Origin of the sequence: Bradyrhizobium sp. CCBAU 11386 (assembly GCF_028128955.1) — a bacterium.
Lineage (GTDB): Bacteria > Pseudomonadota > Alphaproteobacteria > Rhizobiales > Xanthobacteraceae > Bradyrhizobium.
On record NZ_LBKA01000248.1, the window covers coordinates 103891 to 117311 of the forward strand.

Here is a 13421-nt window from a genome sequence, read left to right on the forward strand (position 1 = left end):
ATTGCGCGTCGATTCGGGGTGAAAACGGCCTCAAATGCCCAGGAACCTTTGGGCAGAAGTGTCGTTATTTGCCCGCACTTGAGGAATCCACGGGCCATGCCGGACAGCTACATCATCGAAGTCAATTCGCAGACCGCAGGTATCGTCGTTCGTTCTCAAGGGGGCTACTGCTTTTTCGCCTCGTCCGACCGCTTCTACCGCCTCGAAGGCCAGCTCTTCCGCAACGCCCGCGAAGCCGAACGCGCCGCGCGCAAGCTGATTAACGGCGATGTGACGGAAGCGGCGTAGTTTCGCCTGTCATTCCGGGGCGCGCGTAGCGCGAGCCCGGAATCCATCGTGCCACAGAGAATGTCGATGAATGGATTCCGGGTCCGCGCCTTTCGGCGCGTCCCGGAATGACACCGTTGATCACAATTTCGTCGCCGCGCGTGACAGCAGCTTCCAGTCGTCGCCCTGCTTCTGCCAGTTCATCAGGATGTGAAGGTTGGTCGGCACTTTCTTCCCATCGGCCGCCATCTCCTGTTCCGCCACCCAATGGAAGCGCACGATCGCGGCCGGGCCGACGACCTTGATGGTCGGGTCCTTGTATTCGACCGACAGGAATTTCGATTTGCCGTCGGTGGCGTTGGTGATGAAGGTCGCCTTGTCCTCCACCTTGCCGCTGGAATGGCTGTAGCTCAGATCGTCCCAGCACAGCGCGCCGAGCGCCTTCGGGTCGGCCGCGATCTGGGCGAGGCGGAAGGCCTCCACCTTCTTCGCCACGGCCTCTTCGTCCGCCGAGGCGGCCAGCGCCGGTGTCGCGAGAGCGAGCGCGGAGACGGCAAGAGCCGGAACGGCCAGGGTCGAGAGAGCCAGATCGCGTCGGTTGATCGTCATCGTTTCCTCCTTTTTGATCTTGAAGAGAGTGTTGCAGCCGCGCGCGGCTTTGTCGAGTGGTCACGTCGTCGTCATATGCATGCGTCATTGCGTGATCGCAGCCATATTGATACGTGTCGCGCATCGATGCGTCGTGCATTTGGGAAAGTACGGAAATGATCGAGGCCAAGGACAATGCGACGGGCAGGGCATTGCTGTTCGACATCGACGGTACGCTTGCCAATACCGACCCGCTGCACCTGAAGGCTTTCAACGAGGTGCTCGGCCCTCACGGCCATGTCTTCGATCACGCGCGGTTCTCGAGGGAGCTGCAAGGGTTCGCCAATGTATCGATCGGGGAGCGCTTTCTGCCCGACGAGGCGCCGGAACGGCGCGCCTTGATCCTCGATGAGAAGGAGGAAGTCTTCCGCGCGCTCGTCGCCGGGCAGATCGAGCCGCTGCCGGGCCTGATGGCGCTGCTCGACCGGGCGGACGCGGCCGGCGTTCCCATGGTTGCCGTGACCAACGCGCCGCGTCTCAACGCCGAGCTGCTGCTCTCCGGCCTCGGCATCACGCACCGCTTCAAGGGCCTCGTGATCGGCGACGAGCTGCCGCACGGCAAGCCGCATCCGCTGCCCTACCAGGAAGGGTTGCGCTTCGTCGGCGCGAGGCCGGAAACCTCGGTCGCATTCGAGGACTCCCGCACCGGCGTGCAATCGGCCACGGCGGCCGGCATTCCGACCATCGGGATCCGGACCAGCCTTGGCCATGCCGACCTGATTGCAGCCGGCGCGGTCGCCTCCGCCAGCGCCTTCGACGATCCGGACCTGCTCGCGCCTCTGGCTGCCGCGATGGCGTGGTGAGAGGCCTCGTCCGTTAACCGTGATCGGAGTGCGCATTGACCGATCGCGCGAACCGCCGCACCATGCAGCTTCCTGACTTGAGGCCATTGCCGTGACCGGATTGACCCATCGCCAAGCCGAAATCCTCAACATCGCGCGCGCCTCCGGCCGCGTCATGGTCGAGGAGCTCGCGCGCCGGTTCGAGGTCTCGGCGCAGACCATCCGCAAGGATCTCAACGACCTCTGCGAACGGCGCTCGCTGACCCGCATCCACGGCGGCGCCATCATCGCCTCGGGCGTGGAAAACCTCGCCTATGAGGCACGTCGCTTCGTCGCCGCCGAGGAGAAGAAGGCGATTGGGGCTGCGGCCGCCTCGCTGATCCCGAACGGATGCTCGCTCTTCATCAACATCGGCACCACGACGGAGGAGGTCGCGAGCGCGCTGACCTCGCATGAGGATCTCCTCGTCATTACCAACAACCTCAATGTCGCGATGTTGCTCTACCGCCATCCCCGCATCGAGGTGGTGGTCGCCGGCGGCACGGTGCGGCGCGCCGATGGTGCGGTGGTCGGCTCGACCGCGACGCAGCTGATCGGCCAGTTCAAGGTCGATTACGCCATCATCGGCGCCTCCGCGATCGACGAAGAGGGCGCGCTGCTCGACTTCGACTATCGCGAGGTGCAGGTCGCGCAGGCCATCATCGCCAATGCCCGCAGCGTCATGCTGGTCGCGGATTCGACGAAGCTTCGGCGCAGCGCGCCGGTGCGCATCGCCCACATGACCCAGATCCAGACCTTCGTCACCGACCAGGAGCTGCCCGAACGCCTCGCCACCATCTGCCACAGCAAGGGCATCGAAGTGGTGGAGGCGATGCCGAAGGGGGCGGATATTGATGATGTGCAGGCCGATGCTCAGGAAGCTGCACCCGAAGCGGCGCCGGTGGTGCGGCTGAGATAGGGCTATGGGTCGTCCCACGGGTTGAGCAGGGGGACGTCGAATGCCGCAAAATCGTTCACATTGCGCGTGACGAGCTTGAGGTCGTTTGCAAGCGCGGTCGCGGCAAAGAAGCCATCCATGACGGACAGGGCAACGCCGCTGCGGCGGCTCTGAGCCATCAGGTCGCCCCAGCGCTCGGCCACCGCCTGGTCGATCGGCAGGACACGTTCGCCAAACCGCGTCGGCAGATCGTGGGTAAGCCACGCGGCCAGTGCCGAGCGCCGGCGGCCATCCTCCAGCAATGCGATGCCGCGGCGAAGCTCGGCGATCGATGCGACGCTGATGAACGCGCGATCCTCATCGATCGTATCGAGCCACGCCAAGACTTTCGGCGAAGGCGCGGGCCGCTGAACCTCCGACAGTACGTTGGTGTCGAGCAGCAGGTTCACGGCATCTCGTCGCGTGGCGCGTCGTGCACGCGTTCAAGTTCAAGGTCGGCGCCGCGCAGCGGAGAGGCCAGCAGGAATTCGGCCAGCGTGCCTTTGCGTGCGGTCTTGCGCGCCCATTCCTCGGCGGAAACGACCACGGCGTTCGGCTTGCCGTGACGGGTGATGACCTGGGGGCCGGTTTGGGCACGGTCGATCACCTCGGACAGTCGTGCCTTGGCGTTGGCAAGCGTCCACGTGTCATCAGCCGGAAGCGTGTCGGGTGCAGGGTTGTGATCGGCCATTCGGGTGAGAACCAATCTGACTATTGTGACTATAATTCTGTGTGGCTGACCATTCAAGAGTGCTGTTGCTTCTGGAATCGGAGGTCCGAGCTGCTCATTTTCGCGGCCGATTGCCCACCAAAAAGTTCCGCTTTCACTTCCTTTCGCCTCTCTTTCATCTTGCTTTCGTTTTTCGGTATGATCTAATCAAAAACGAAAGTAACCACTCGAAGGAACGAGTGGCCGTCGGGGGATGCGTCTGTTGGAGCGTATTTTCGACCTCGCCATCATCGGAGGCGGTGTTAACGGCTGCGGCATCGCGCGCGACGCGGTGGGCCGCGGCAACACGGTTTTCCTGTGCGAAATGAACGATCTGGCGAGCGGGACGTCGTCCTGGTCGACCAAGCTGGTGCATGGCGGCCTGCGCTATCTCGAATATTACGAGTTTCGCCTGGTCCGCGAAGCGCTGATCGAACGCGAGATTCTCTGGGGCATCGCGCCCCATATCATCCGCCCGCTGCGTTTCGTTTTGCCGCATCACGCGGGGCTCCGCCCCGCCTGGCTGCTGCGCCTCGGCCTCTTCCTCTATGACCACATCGGAGGCCGCCACCTGCTGCCGGTGACGCGCTCGGTCGATCTCAGGCGCGACGAGGTCGGCCGTCCGCTGATCCCGAATCGCTATACCCGCGCGTTCGAATATTCCGACTGCTTCGTCGATGACGCCCGCCTCGTCGTGCTCAACGCGCGCGATGCCGCCGACAAGGGCGCCGAGATCCGCACCCGCACCCGCGCCACCGAGATCCGCCAGGCTGACGGCATCTGGACCGTCAGCATGGTCAACACACTGACCGGTGCACGTTCGTCGATCCAGGCCCGGGCGCTGGTCAATGCCGGCGGCCCCTGGGTCGAGGACGTGCTCGGGCGCGGCGCCGGCGTCAACGCGAAAGCCAAGGTGCGCCTGGTGCAGGGCTCGCACATCGTGGTGAAGAAGCTCTACGACCACGACCGCGCCTACATGTTCCAGAACGCCGACGGCCGCATCATCTTCGTGATCCCGTATCAGGACGATTTCACGCTGATCGGCACCACCGACCGCGACTATGACGGTGATCCCGCCAAGGTGAAGGCGACGGCCGAGGAGATCCAGTATCTCTGCGCCGCCGCGAGCGAATATCTGGCCAAGCCGGTGACGCCGGAGGACGTGGTCTGGACCTATTCCGGCGTGCGCCCGCTCTATGACGACGGCGCCAGCGAAGCCAAGGCCGCAACGCGCGACTACGTGTTCGAGCTCGACACGCCCGGCGGCTCGCCGCTGCTCTCGATCTATGGCGGCAAGATCACGACCTACCGCCGCCTGGCCGAAGAGGCGCTGGAGCGGCTTTCGCCCTATCTCCGCAGCGCGAAAGCCCGCGAGGGCTGGACCGGCAAATGGCCGCTGCCCGGCGGCGACATGGATGTGTCCGACATCGACGGGCTGATCGCCGAGCTCCAGCGCGGCTATCCCTTCCTCGGCCACGCGCATGCGCGCCGCCTCGCGCGCGCCTATGGCACCCGCGCCATCAAGCTGCTCGGTGACGCGAAATCGGCCGCCGATCTCGGCCAGGCCTTCGGCGCGACGCTCACCGAGCGCGAGGTCCGCTACCTCATGGCCAACGAATGGGCTGTGACCGCAGAGGACATCGTCTGGCGCCGCTCCAAGCTCGGCCTGCGACTATCTGCCGACGAGATCGCGGCGCTTGACGACTGGATCAGGACCCACGCCGTGCCGCAAAGTCCCCTGCTGGAAGCGGGAGGACGCTCATGACCGTCACGCTCGATCACGTGACCCGGACCGTCGATGGTGTTGCGCACATCCGCGATGTCTCGCTGACGCTGGAGAGCGGCACGCTCAACGTGCTGCTCGGGCCGACGCTGTCGGGCAAGACCTCGATCATGCGGCTGCTCGCCGGCCTCGACAAGCCGACCACGGGCAAGGTGCTGGTCAACGGCAAGGACGTCACCGGCGTCGACGTGCGCCAGCGCTCGGTCGCCATGGTCTATCAGCAGTTCATCAATTACCCCTCGTTCACGGTCTATGAGAACATCGCCTCGCCCTTGCGCGTGCAGGGCAAGCCGCGCGAGGAGATCGAGGCGCGCGTGGCGGAAGCGGCAAGGCTGCTCAGGCTCGAGCCGTTCCTGAAGCGCACGCCGCTCCAGCTCTCCGGCGGCCAGCAGCAGCGCACTGCGATGGCGCGCGCGCTGGTCAAGGGCGCCGATCTCGTGCTGCTCGACGAGCCGCTCGCCAATCTCGACTACAAGCTGCGCGAGGAGCTGCGCGCCGAGCTGCCGCGCATCTTCGAGGCCTCGGGCGCGATATTCGTCTATGCCACCACCGAGCCGACCGAGGCGCTTCTGCTCGGCGGCAACACGGTGTGCATGTGGGAGGGCCAGGCGCTTCAGATCGGCGGGACGCCCAACGTCTACCGTCGTCCGCAGACGCTGCGCGTCGCGCAGGTGTTCTCGGATCCGCCGCTCAACCTCGTCGGCATCGAGAAGAAGAACGGTTCCGTGCAATATGCGGGAGGTATCGCTGCGCCGGCGTCCGGCCTCTATTCCTCTCTCGCCGACGGCGCCTATCGCGTCGGTTTTCGCGCGCATCAGCTTGCGCTCGCCAATGGCGAGACCGACCGCCATGCCTTCCATGCCACGGTGACGGTGACCGAGATCACCGGTTCGGAGAGTTTCGTGCATCTGACCCGCGACGGATTGAACTGGGTGGCGGTGCTGCACGGTGTGCACGAGTTCGAGCCCGGCCAGACCATCGATGCCGTGCTCGATCCCAACGATGTCTTCGTCTTTGATGCTGCCGACCGGCTGGTCGCGGCACCCGGCAATTCGTGAGGGAGGTGCGCCATGGCCCGCATTGACCTTGTCGATCTCGCCCACTCCTACGGCGGCAATGATGCTCCGCAGGAAAGCTTTGCGCTGAAGCCGGTGACCATGACCTGGCGGCAGGGCGGCGCCTATGCGCTGCTCGGTCCGTCCGGCTGCGGCAAGACCACGCTGCTCAACGTTATCTCCGGCATCATCACGCCGTCGCGGGGGAAAATCCTGTTCGACGGCCAGGACATCACACCGCTGTCAACCCAGAAGCGCAACATCGCCCAGGTGTTCCAGTTTCCGGTGATCTACGACACCATGACGGTGGGGCAGAACCTGGCGTTCCCGCTGAAGAACCGCGGCGTGCCGAAGGCCGAGATCGACAGGCGCGTCGCCGAGATCGGCCGCCTGCTCGATCTCGAACCCTATCTGAACCGCAAGGCGACACGCCTCACGGCCGACGCCAAGCAGAAGATCTCGCTCGGCCGCGGCCTCGTCCGTTCCGACGTCGCCGCCGTGCTGTTCGACGAGCCGCTGACCGTGATCGATCCCGAGCTGAAATGGCAGCTGCGCTCGAAATTGAAGGCGCTGCATCGCGAGCTCGATCTCACGATGATCTACGTCACCCACGACCAGACCGAGGCGCTGACCTTCGCCGACACCGTCGTCGTCATGCATGATGGCCGCGTGGTGCAGAGCGGCACGCCGGCCGAGCTGTTCGACAAGCCGGCGCATACCTTCGTCGGCTATTTCATCGGCTCGCCCGGCATGAACATCCTGCCGGCCGAGGTGAGGGGACGAGAGGCGCTGATCGACGGCCACGTCATCGCGCTGAACCGTAGCTACGACAACCTTCCGACCGGTGCCAAGATCGAGATCGGCGTGCGCCCCGAATTCGTCGAAGCCGTCGCGCCGGCGCCGGGCCTGCTCGCCGCGAAGATCGAGCGCATCGACGACCTCGGCCGCATCCGCTTCGCGCGCACGCGCCTCGGCGACGCGAAGCTCGCAGCGCGTGCGCCGGCGGGCTTCACCGGCGCGGACGGCACCGCCGGGCTGAAGTTCGATCCGTCGCATGTCCACGTCTATGCCGACAGCCTTCTGGTGGAGGGAGCCGCCTGATGGACAAGACCATCAACCAAAAAGCCTGGTTCCTGGTGCTGCCGGTGTTCCTGGTCGTCGCCTTCTCGGCGGTGCTGCCGCTGATGACGGTGGTGAACTATTCGATGCAGGACACGTTCGGCAACAACCAGTTCTTCTGGAACGGCGTCGGCTGGTTCAAGGAGCTGCTCGATCCCTCGACCGATCTCGGCGGCCGCTTCCTCGCTTCGCTCGGCCGCAACCTGTTCTTCTCGCTGGTGATCCTCGCCATCGAGGTGCCGCTCGGCATCGTCGTCGCGCTGTCGATGCCGCGCGACGGCTGGACCGTCGCGGCCTGCCTCGTCATCCTCGCGCTGCCGCTGCTGATTCCGTGGAACGTGGTCGGCACCATCTGGCAGATCTTCGGCCGGCCCGACATCGGCCTGCTCGGCTATGTGCTCAACCACATCGGCTTCGACTACAATTACGTCTCCAACGATATCGACGCCTGGGTCACCGTCATCGTGATGGACGTCTGGCACTGGACCAGCCTCGTCGCGCTGCTCTGCTACGCCGGCCTGAAGTCGATCCCGGAGGCCTATTACCAGGCAGCGCAAATCGATGGTGCCTCGCGCTGGGCGGTGTTCAAGGCGATCCAGTTGCCGAAGATGAACCGTGTGCTGCTGATCGCAGTGCTGCTGCGTTTCATGGACAGCTTCATGATCTACACCGAGCCGTTCGTCGTCACCGGCGGCGGACCCGGCAACTCGACGACCTTCGTCTCGATCGAGCTGGTCAAGATCGCGCTCGGCCAGTTCGACCTCGGCAAGGCCGCCGCGCTGTCGCTGGTCTACAACCTCATCATCCTGATCGTCTGCTGGATCTTCTACACCGTCATGACCAATGCCGGTGTCGAACGCAAAGTCCAGGCGGAGAGCGAGCCGGCGGTGGAGCCGAAGCCCTCGGTCGCGCTGAAGCCCGTGCCCGCGCTCAAGCCAAAGGAAGGAGTGGCCTGATGCATTCGATCCCCGGCCGCCGCCTCATCATGGGGCTGTTCCTGATCTTCCTGCTGTTGCCGATCTACTGGTTGGTCAACATGAGCTTCAAGACCAACGCCGAGATCGTCTCGACGATGACGCTGTGGCCGCACACTCCGACGCTCCAGCACTACAAGCGCATCTTCACCGACGAGAGCTGGTACTCCGGCTACATCAACTCGCTGGAATACGTCGTCCTCAACACCATCATCTCGATCTCGGTGGCGCTGCCGGCGGCCTACGCCTTCTCGCGCTACCGTTTCCTCGGCGACAAGCACCTGTTCTTCTGGCTGCTGTCGAACCGCATGGCACCGGCTGCGGTCTATGCGCTGCCGTTTTTCAACCTCTATTCGGCGATCGGGCTGTTCGATACGCCCTGGGCCGTCGCGCTGGCGCACTGCATCTTCAACGTTCCGCTGGCGGTCTGGATTCTCGAAGGTTTCGTCTCCGGCGTGCCGCGCGAGATCGACGAGACCGCGTTCCTCGACGGCTATTCCTTCCCGCGCTTCTTCATCAAGATCCTGGTGCCGCTGATCGCGAGCGGCATCGGCGTCGCCGCCTTTTTCTGCTTCATGTTCTCCTGGGTCGAACTGCTGCTCGCGCGCACGCTGACCTCGGTGCAGACCAAGCCGATCGCGGCGATCATGACACGCACGGTGTCGGCCGCGGGCATGGATTGGGGCCTGCTGGCTGCCGCTGGCGTGCTCACCATCATTCCGGGCGCGCTGGTGATCTGGTTCGTCCGCAACTATATCGCGCGCGGCTTCGCGCTCGGCCGGGTGTAGGGAGGCTGTTATGGAATCCATCGCATGGATGGCCTGGACGCTGCCGACCGCGATCTTCTTCGCCGCGCTCGCCTGCACGCTTGCGGCGATGACATGGCTCGCGGCGGTCTATCCCGAGGCCGAGCGCGTCGGCGTGCTGCGCATCCCGACCACGCGCGGTGACCGCCTGTTCGTCTCGCTGATTGCGGCCGCCGTCATCCACCTCGTGTGGATCGGCCTCGTCGGCACCGACGCGATCGCCGCGCTGCCGATCGGCGAGGAGGGTTTTGAGATCTCGAGCCTGTGGCTCGCGAGTGGAATTTCGCTGGCCACGGCCGTGCTCATTTTCCGCACGGTCTGAAGCTCGCGAAGGGACGGCCAGATCCGGGGGCAACCCGGGCCTGTATAAAATTTTGTCGCTGCAACGGAGGAACAACATGCGACAGTTTAGGAGAAGGAAAGGTCCATTGAGCAAGAGCAGTTTTCTGACCATGTCCAGCACTGCCGCGCTTCTGGCGGCGTCGTTCGCCGTCTCGGCGCCGGTTCGTGCTGCCGACGACGCCGCGATCCAGAAATGGATTGCGGAGTTCCAGCCCTCGACGCTGTCGAAGGAAGACCAGAAGAAGGAGCTGGAGTGGTTCGCCAAGGCCGCCGAGCCCTTCAAGGGCATGGAGATCAACGTCGTCTCCGAAACCATCACGACCCACGAATACGAATCGCAGACGCTGGCCAAGGCGTTCTCCGAGCTCACCGGCATCAAGCTCAAGCACGACATCATCCAGGAAGGTGACGTCGTCGAGAAGCTGCAGACCCAGATGCAGTCCGGCAAAAACGTCTATGACGGCTGGATCAACGATAGCGACCTGATCGGCACGCACTTCCGCTACAATCAGACGATCGCGCTGTCGGACTACATGACCGGCGAGGGCAAGGACGTCACCGATCCCATGCTCGACGTCAACGACTTCATCGGCAAATCGTTCGGCACGGCGCCGGACGGCAAGCTCTACCAGCTGCCCGATCAGCAGTTCGCCAACCTCTACTGGTTCCGCTACGACTGGTTCACCAACCCCGACTACAAGGCCAAGTTCAAGGCCAAGTACGGCTACGAGCTCGGCGTGCCCGTGAACTGGTCCGCCTACGAGGACATCGCCGAGTTCTTCACCAACGACATCAAGGAGATCAACGGCGTCAAGGTCTACGGCCATATGGACTATGGCAAGAAGGACCCCTCGCTCGGATGGCGCTTCACCGACGCCTGGCTGTCGATGGCCGGCAACGGTGACAAGGGCATTCCGAACGGTCTGCCGGTGGACGAGTGGGGCATCCGCATGGAAGGCTGCCGTCCGGTCGGCTCCTCGGTCGAGCGTGGTGGCGACACCAACGGTCCGGCCGCGGTCTACTCGATCACGAAATACCTCGAGTGGATGAAGAAGTATGCGCCGCCGCAGGCCCAGGGCATGACGTTCTCCGAGTCCGGTCCCGTGCCGGCCCAGGGCAACATCGCCCAGCAGATGTTCTGGTACACCGCCTTCACCGCCGACATGGTGAAGCCTGGCATCGCCGTGATGAACGCGGACGGTACGCCGAAGTGGCGTATGGCTCCCTCGCCCCACGGCTCCTACTGGAAGGAAGGCATGAAGCTCGGCTACCAGGACGCCGGCTCCGTGACATTGTTGAAGTCGACCCCGGCGGATCGCCGCAAGGCAGCCTGGCTCTATCTCCAGTTCATCGTCTCCAAGACGGTGTCGCTGAAGAAGAGCCATGTCGGTCTCACCTTCATCCGTGAATCCGACATCTGGGACAAGTCGTTCACCGAGCGTGCGCCGAAGCTCGGCGGCCTGATCGAGTTCTACCGCTCGCCCGCGCGCGTGCAGTGGACCCCGACCGGCAACAACGTGCCCGACTATCCGAAGCTCGCCCAGCTCTGGTGGCAGAACATCGGCGATGCGTCGTCCGGTACGAAGACGCCGCAAGCCGCGATGGACGCACTGGCCGCTGCCCAGGACTCCGTCATGGAGCGCCTGGAGAAGTCCGGCGTGCAGGGTGCCTGCGGTCCGAAGCTGCACAAGAAGGAGTCGGCCGAATACTGGTTCGCCAAGGCCCAGAAGGACGGCACCATCGCCCCGCAGCGCAAGCTCGCCAACGAGAAGCCGAAGGGCGAGACGGTCGACTACGACACGCTGATCAAGTCGTGGCCGGCCACCCCGCCCAAGCGCGCGGAAGTGAAGTAAGCCTCGCGCAGAGCATCAAGCACGAAAGGCCGGGAGCGATCCCGGCCTTTTTCTTTCTTCGCCTCTCCCCGCTTGCGGGGAGAGGCCGTATCGCATCGCAGATGCGATACGGGTGAGGGGGACTCTGCACGAGTCCAACTGCTACCGTTGCCGCGGAGACTCCCCCTCACCCCAACCCTCTCCCCGCAAGCGGGGAGAGGGGGAAGAAACTATTCCGCCGCCTCAGCTGCCAGCGTCGGGTAGTCCGTGTATCCCTTCGCGCTGCCGCCGTAGAACGTGGTCTTGTCCCAGTCGTTCAGCGCCGCGCCGGTCTTCAGCCGCTCGACGAGGTCGGGGTTGGAGATGAACGGCTTGCCGAAGGCGATGAGATCGGCCGCGTTCGCGTCGAGCACCTTGGTCGCCAGATCGAAATCGTAGCCGTTGTTGGCGACGTAGGCGCCGGAGAAGCGCTTGCGCAAGGACGCATAGTCGAACGGGGCGAAGTCGCGCGGCCCGCCGGTGGCGCCTTCGACGACGTGGAGATAGACCAGCTTCAACGCGCTGAGGCCGTCGACGATGTGATCGAACAAGGCTTGCGGATTGCTGTCGGAGACGTCGTTGGCCGGCGTCACCGGCGAGATGCGGATGCCGGTGCGCTCAGTGCCGGCCTCGGCGGCAACCGCCCTGGAGACCTCGAGCATCAGCCGCGCGCGGTTCTCGATGGAGCCGCCGTAGGCGTCGGTGCGCTTGTTGGCGCCATCCTTGGCGAACTGGTCGAGCAGATAGCCGTTGGCGCCGTGAATCTCGACGCCGTCGAAACCGGCTTCCAGCGCATTCTTCGTCGCGCGCTTGAAGTCGTCGATGATTCCAGGGATTTCGGAAAGCTCGAGCGCGCGGGGCTCGGAGACATCGGCAAAGGTGCCGTTCACGAAGGTCTTGCCCTTGGCGCGGATCGCGCTCGGCGCCACCGGAGCTGCGCCATTGGCCTGGAGCGCGACGTGCGAGATGCGGCCGACATGCCAGAGCTGGATGAAGATCTTGCCGCCGCGCTCATGGACCTTGTCGGTGACCTTGCGCCAGCCGGCGACCTGGTCTTTCGAGTAGATGCCGGGGGTGTCCTGGTAGCCCTGACCCTGCTGCGAGACCTGGCTCGCTTCGGTGATCAGCAGGCCCGCGGAGGCGCGCTGGCCGTAATAGTCGGCAGCGAGCGCGCCGGGGACGAACGTGCCGGGAACGGCGCGGTTGCGCGTCAGCGGCGCCATGACGAGACGATTGGCCAGCGTGATCGGGCCGAGCTTGTAGGTCTCAAACAATTTGGTCGAACGGCTCATGGGAGTGCTTCCAGGCGGTGAGAGGTCCGGAACACTTGTGCATCGCGGCAATCAGCGCAAGGGATGAGCCATCCGGAAAGTGCAGGCGAGCTACGCGGCAAGGCCCGCGTAGCATAATTCATGTGCAATTCGGGCCGCGGCGGCGGATTCGATCTCCGTGCCGCGCCCGCTTGATACTCGGGTTTTAGTTCGCGCCGAGGAAATCGCGCTTGCCGATCTCGACGCCGTTGTGGCGCAGGATGCCGTGCGCGGTCGTGGCGTGAAAATAGAAGTTCGGCAGCGAGAACGCGCTGAGGAATTGCTGGCCCTTCATGGTGATGGATTTGTCGGGGCCGGCCGGGAAGGTGACGTTCTTGGTCTCGGCGCCCTCGAATTGCGCGGGCTTGAACGACTTCACGTAGTCGATCGTCTTGGCCAGCCGCTGCTTCAATTCGGCAAAGCTGGTCTCGGTATCGGGCGTCGAGGGCACCTCGCTGTGGGTCAGCCGTGCGCAGCCCTTGGCGGCGAAGTCGCTGACGAGCTGGATCTGCTTCGACAGCGGCAGCATGTCCGGGAACAGGCGGGAGCCGAGCAGGACGCTCGGGTCGACCTTCTTGGCCGCGCAATGCGCCTCGGCTTTGGTGAGCAGGCCGGTGAGGCTGTTCAGCATCTGCAAATAGGCGGGGACGACGGCGTCGTAGAAGGACATGTGATGCTCGCTTCAATGGTGGGAAATCTCAGGAGAAAACCTGAGCCACTCACATGGGAACGTCATGGAAAAATACAATCGCGAAAGCGGCTTGTGCGGTGCGAAAATT

At 64.3% G+C, this 13421-nt stretch carries 15 protein-coding genes; 10 read left to right on the forward strand and 5 right to left on the reverse strand.

The features are described from left to right. Positions 1–96: 96 nt before the first annotated feature. Positions 97–288, forward strand: a complete 192-nt coding sequence (locus tag XI09_RS31270) for a hypothetical protein (protein WP_271570273.1) — start codon at positions 97–99, stop codon at positions 286–288. A 120-nt stretch (positions 289–408) separates the two neighbouring features. On the opposite strand, the gene XI09_RS31275 is transcribed toward XI09_RS31270, so the two are convergent. Continuing rightward, the gene (locus XI09_RS31275; protein ID WP_271570274.1) at positions 409–876 is read right to left on the reverse strand and encodes a nuclear transport factor 2 family protein; all 468 of its coding nucleotides are present in this window, start codon (positions 874–876) and stop codon (positions 409–411) included. Positions 877–1031: 155 nt separating this feature from the next. Here XI09_RS31275 and XI09_RS31280 point away from each other — a divergent pair, with 155 nt between their 5' ends. Together XI09_RS31280 and XI09_RS31285 are read left to right on the forward strand one after the other, a co-directional pair. Next, the gene (locus tag XI09_RS31280) at positions 1032–1718 is read left to right on the forward strand and encodes an HAD family hydrolase (protein ID WP_271570275.1); all 687 of its coding nucleotides are present in this window, start codon (positions 1032–1034) and stop codon (positions 1716–1718) included. A 91-nt stretch (positions 1719–1809) separates the two neighbouring features. Then, a complete protein-coding gene (locus XI09_RS31285; RefSeq protein WP_060910813.1) occupies positions 1810–2655 on the forward strand; it encodes a DeoR/GlpR family DNA-binding transcription regulator in 846 nt (281 codons plus the stop codon). A 2-nt stretch (positions 2656–2657) separates the two neighbouring features. Here XI09_RS31285 and XI09_RS31290 read toward each other — a convergent pair whose 3' ends face one another. Further along, positions 2658–3083, reverse strand: coding sequence for a type II toxin-antitoxin system VapC family toxin (locus XI09_RS31290; RefSeq protein ID WP_271570276.1), 426 nt, complete (start codon positions 3081–3083; stop codon positions 2658–2660). Further along, on the reverse strand, positions 3080–3364 hold the full coding sequence (locus tag XI09_RS31295) for a type II toxin-antitoxin system Phd/YefM family antitoxin (protein WP_271570277.1): 285 nt from the start codon (positions 3362–3364) through the stop codon (positions 3080–3082). Before XI09_RS31295 ends, XI09_RS31290 begins: the two co-directional genes overlap by 4 nt. A 232-nt stretch (positions 3365–3596) precedes the next feature. Between XI09_RS31295 and glpD the strand changes: the two genes are divergently transcribed. From glpD to XI09_RS31330, 7 genes are all read left to right on the forward strand, one after another. Beyond that, complete coding sequence (gene glpD, locus XI09_RS31300; RefSeq protein ID WP_271570278.1) at positions 3597–5147, forward strand: glycerol-3-phosphate dehydrogenase; 1551 nt, start codon at positions 3597–3599, stop codon at positions 5145–5147. Then, positions 5144–6223, forward strand: coding sequence for an ABC transporter ATP-binding protein (locus XI09_RS31305; RefSeq protein WP_271570279.1), 1080 nt, complete (start codon positions 5144–5146; stop codon positions 6221–6223). Before glpD ends, XI09_RS31305 begins: the two co-directional genes overlap by 4 nt. A gap of 12 nt (positions 6224–6235) precedes the next feature. Then, entirely contained in the window at positions 6236–7321 is a 1086-nt protein-coding gene (locus tag XI09_RS31310) for an ABC transporter ATP-binding protein (protein ID WP_271570280.1), read from the forward strand. Beyond that, positions 7321–8295 (forward strand): carbohydrate ABC transporter permease, encoded by a 975-nt coding sequence (locus tag XI09_RS31315; protein ID WP_271570281.1) that lies wholly within the window; start codon positions 7321–7323, stop codon positions 8293–8295. The genes XI09_RS31310 and XI09_RS31315 overlap by 1 nt, the downstream gene beginning before the upstream one ends. After that, positions 8295–9101, forward strand: coding sequence for a carbohydrate ABC transporter permease (locus XI09_RS31320; protein WP_271570282.1), 807 nt, complete (start codon positions 8295–8297; stop codon positions 9099–9101). Before XI09_RS31315 ends, XI09_RS31320 begins: the two co-directional genes overlap by 1 nt. Positions 9102–9111: 10 nt before the next feature. After that, positions 9112–9441 (forward strand): DUF2160 domain-containing protein, encoded by a 330-nt coding sequence (locus XI09_RS31325; protein ID WP_271570283.1) that lies wholly within the window; start codon positions 9112–9114, stop codon positions 9439–9441. 130 nt (positions 9442–9571) lie between these two features. Then, a complete protein-coding gene (locus tag XI09_RS31330) occupies positions 9572–11314 on the forward strand; it encodes an ABC transporter substrate-binding protein (RefSeq protein ID WP_271570321.1) in 1743 nt (580 codons plus the stop codon). A 209-nt stretch (positions 11315–11523) separates the two neighbouring features. On the opposite strand, the gene XI09_RS31335 is transcribed toward XI09_RS31330, so the two are convergent. Both XI09_RS31335 and XI09_RS31340 read right to left on the reverse strand, forming a co-directional pair. Next, complete coding sequence (locus XI09_RS31335) at positions 11524–12624, reverse strand: alkene reductase (protein ID WP_271570284.1); 1101 nt, start codon at positions 12622–12624, stop codon at positions 11524–11526. A 184-nt stretch (positions 12625–12808) separates the two neighbouring features. Next, entirely contained in the window at positions 12809–13312 is a 504-nt protein-coding gene (locus XI09_RS31340; protein ID WP_271570285.1) for a DUF1993 domain-containing protein, read from the reverse strand. Positions 13313–13421: the final 109 nt, after the last annotated feature.

What these genes read in the sequence shown, in the direction of transcription:
- XI09_RS31320 (WP_271570282.1), top strand. Translation starts at nt 8,295, where the DNA reads ATGCATTCGATCCCCGGCCGCCGCCTCATCATGGGGCTGTTCCTGATC.
- XI09_RS31330 (WP_271570321.1), top strand. Translation starts at nt 9,572, where the DNA reads ATGTCCAGCACTGCCGCGCTTCTGGCGGCGTCGTTCGCCGTCTCGGCG.
- XI09_RS31325 (WP_271570283.1), top strand. Translation starts at nt 9,112, where the DNA reads ATGGAATCCATCGCATGGATGGCCTGGACGCTGCCGACCGCGATCTTC.
- XI09_RS31275 (WP_271570274.1), bottom strand. Translation starts at nt 876, where the DNA reads ATGACGATCAACCGACGCGATCTGGCTCTCTCGACCCTGGCCGTTCCG.
- XI09_RS31335 (WP_271570284.1), bottom strand. Translation starts at nt 12,624, where the DNA reads ATGAGCCGTTCGACCAAATTGTTTGAGACCTACAAGCTCGGCCCGATC.
- XI09_RS31280 (WP_271570275.1), top strand. Translation starts at nt 1,032, where the DNA reads ATGATCGAGGCCAAGGACAATGCGACGGGCAGGGCATTGCTGTTCGAC.
- XI09_RS31310 (WP_271570280.1), top strand. Translation starts at nt 6,236, where the DNA reads ATGGCCCGCATTGACCTTGTCGATCTCGCCCACTCCTACGGCGGCAAT.
- XI09_RS31340 (WP_271570285.1), bottom strand. Translation starts at nt 13,312, where the DNA reads ATGTCCTTCTACGACGCCGTCGTCCCCGCCTATTTGCAGATGCTGAAC.
- XI09_RS31270 (WP_271570273.1), top strand. Translation starts at nt 97, where the DNA reads ATGCCGGACAGCTACATCATCGAAGTCAATTCGCAGACCGCAGGTATC.
- XI09_RS31315 (WP_271570281.1), top strand. Translation starts at nt 7,321, where the DNA reads ATGGACAAGACCATCAACCAAAAAGCCTGGTTCCTGGTGCTGCCGGTG.
- XI09_RS31305 (WP_271570279.1), top strand. Translation starts at nt 5,144, where the DNA reads ATGACCGTCACGCTCGATCACGTGACCCGGACCGTCGATGGTGTTGCG.
- glpD (WP_271570278.1), top strand. Translation starts at nt 3,597, where the DNA reads ATGCGTCTGTTGGAGCGTATTTTCGACCTCGCCATCATCGGAGGCGGT.
- XI09_RS31295 (WP_271570277.1), bottom strand. Translation starts at nt 3,364, where the DNA reads ATGGCCGATCACAACCCTGCACCCGACACGCTTCCGGCTGATGACACG.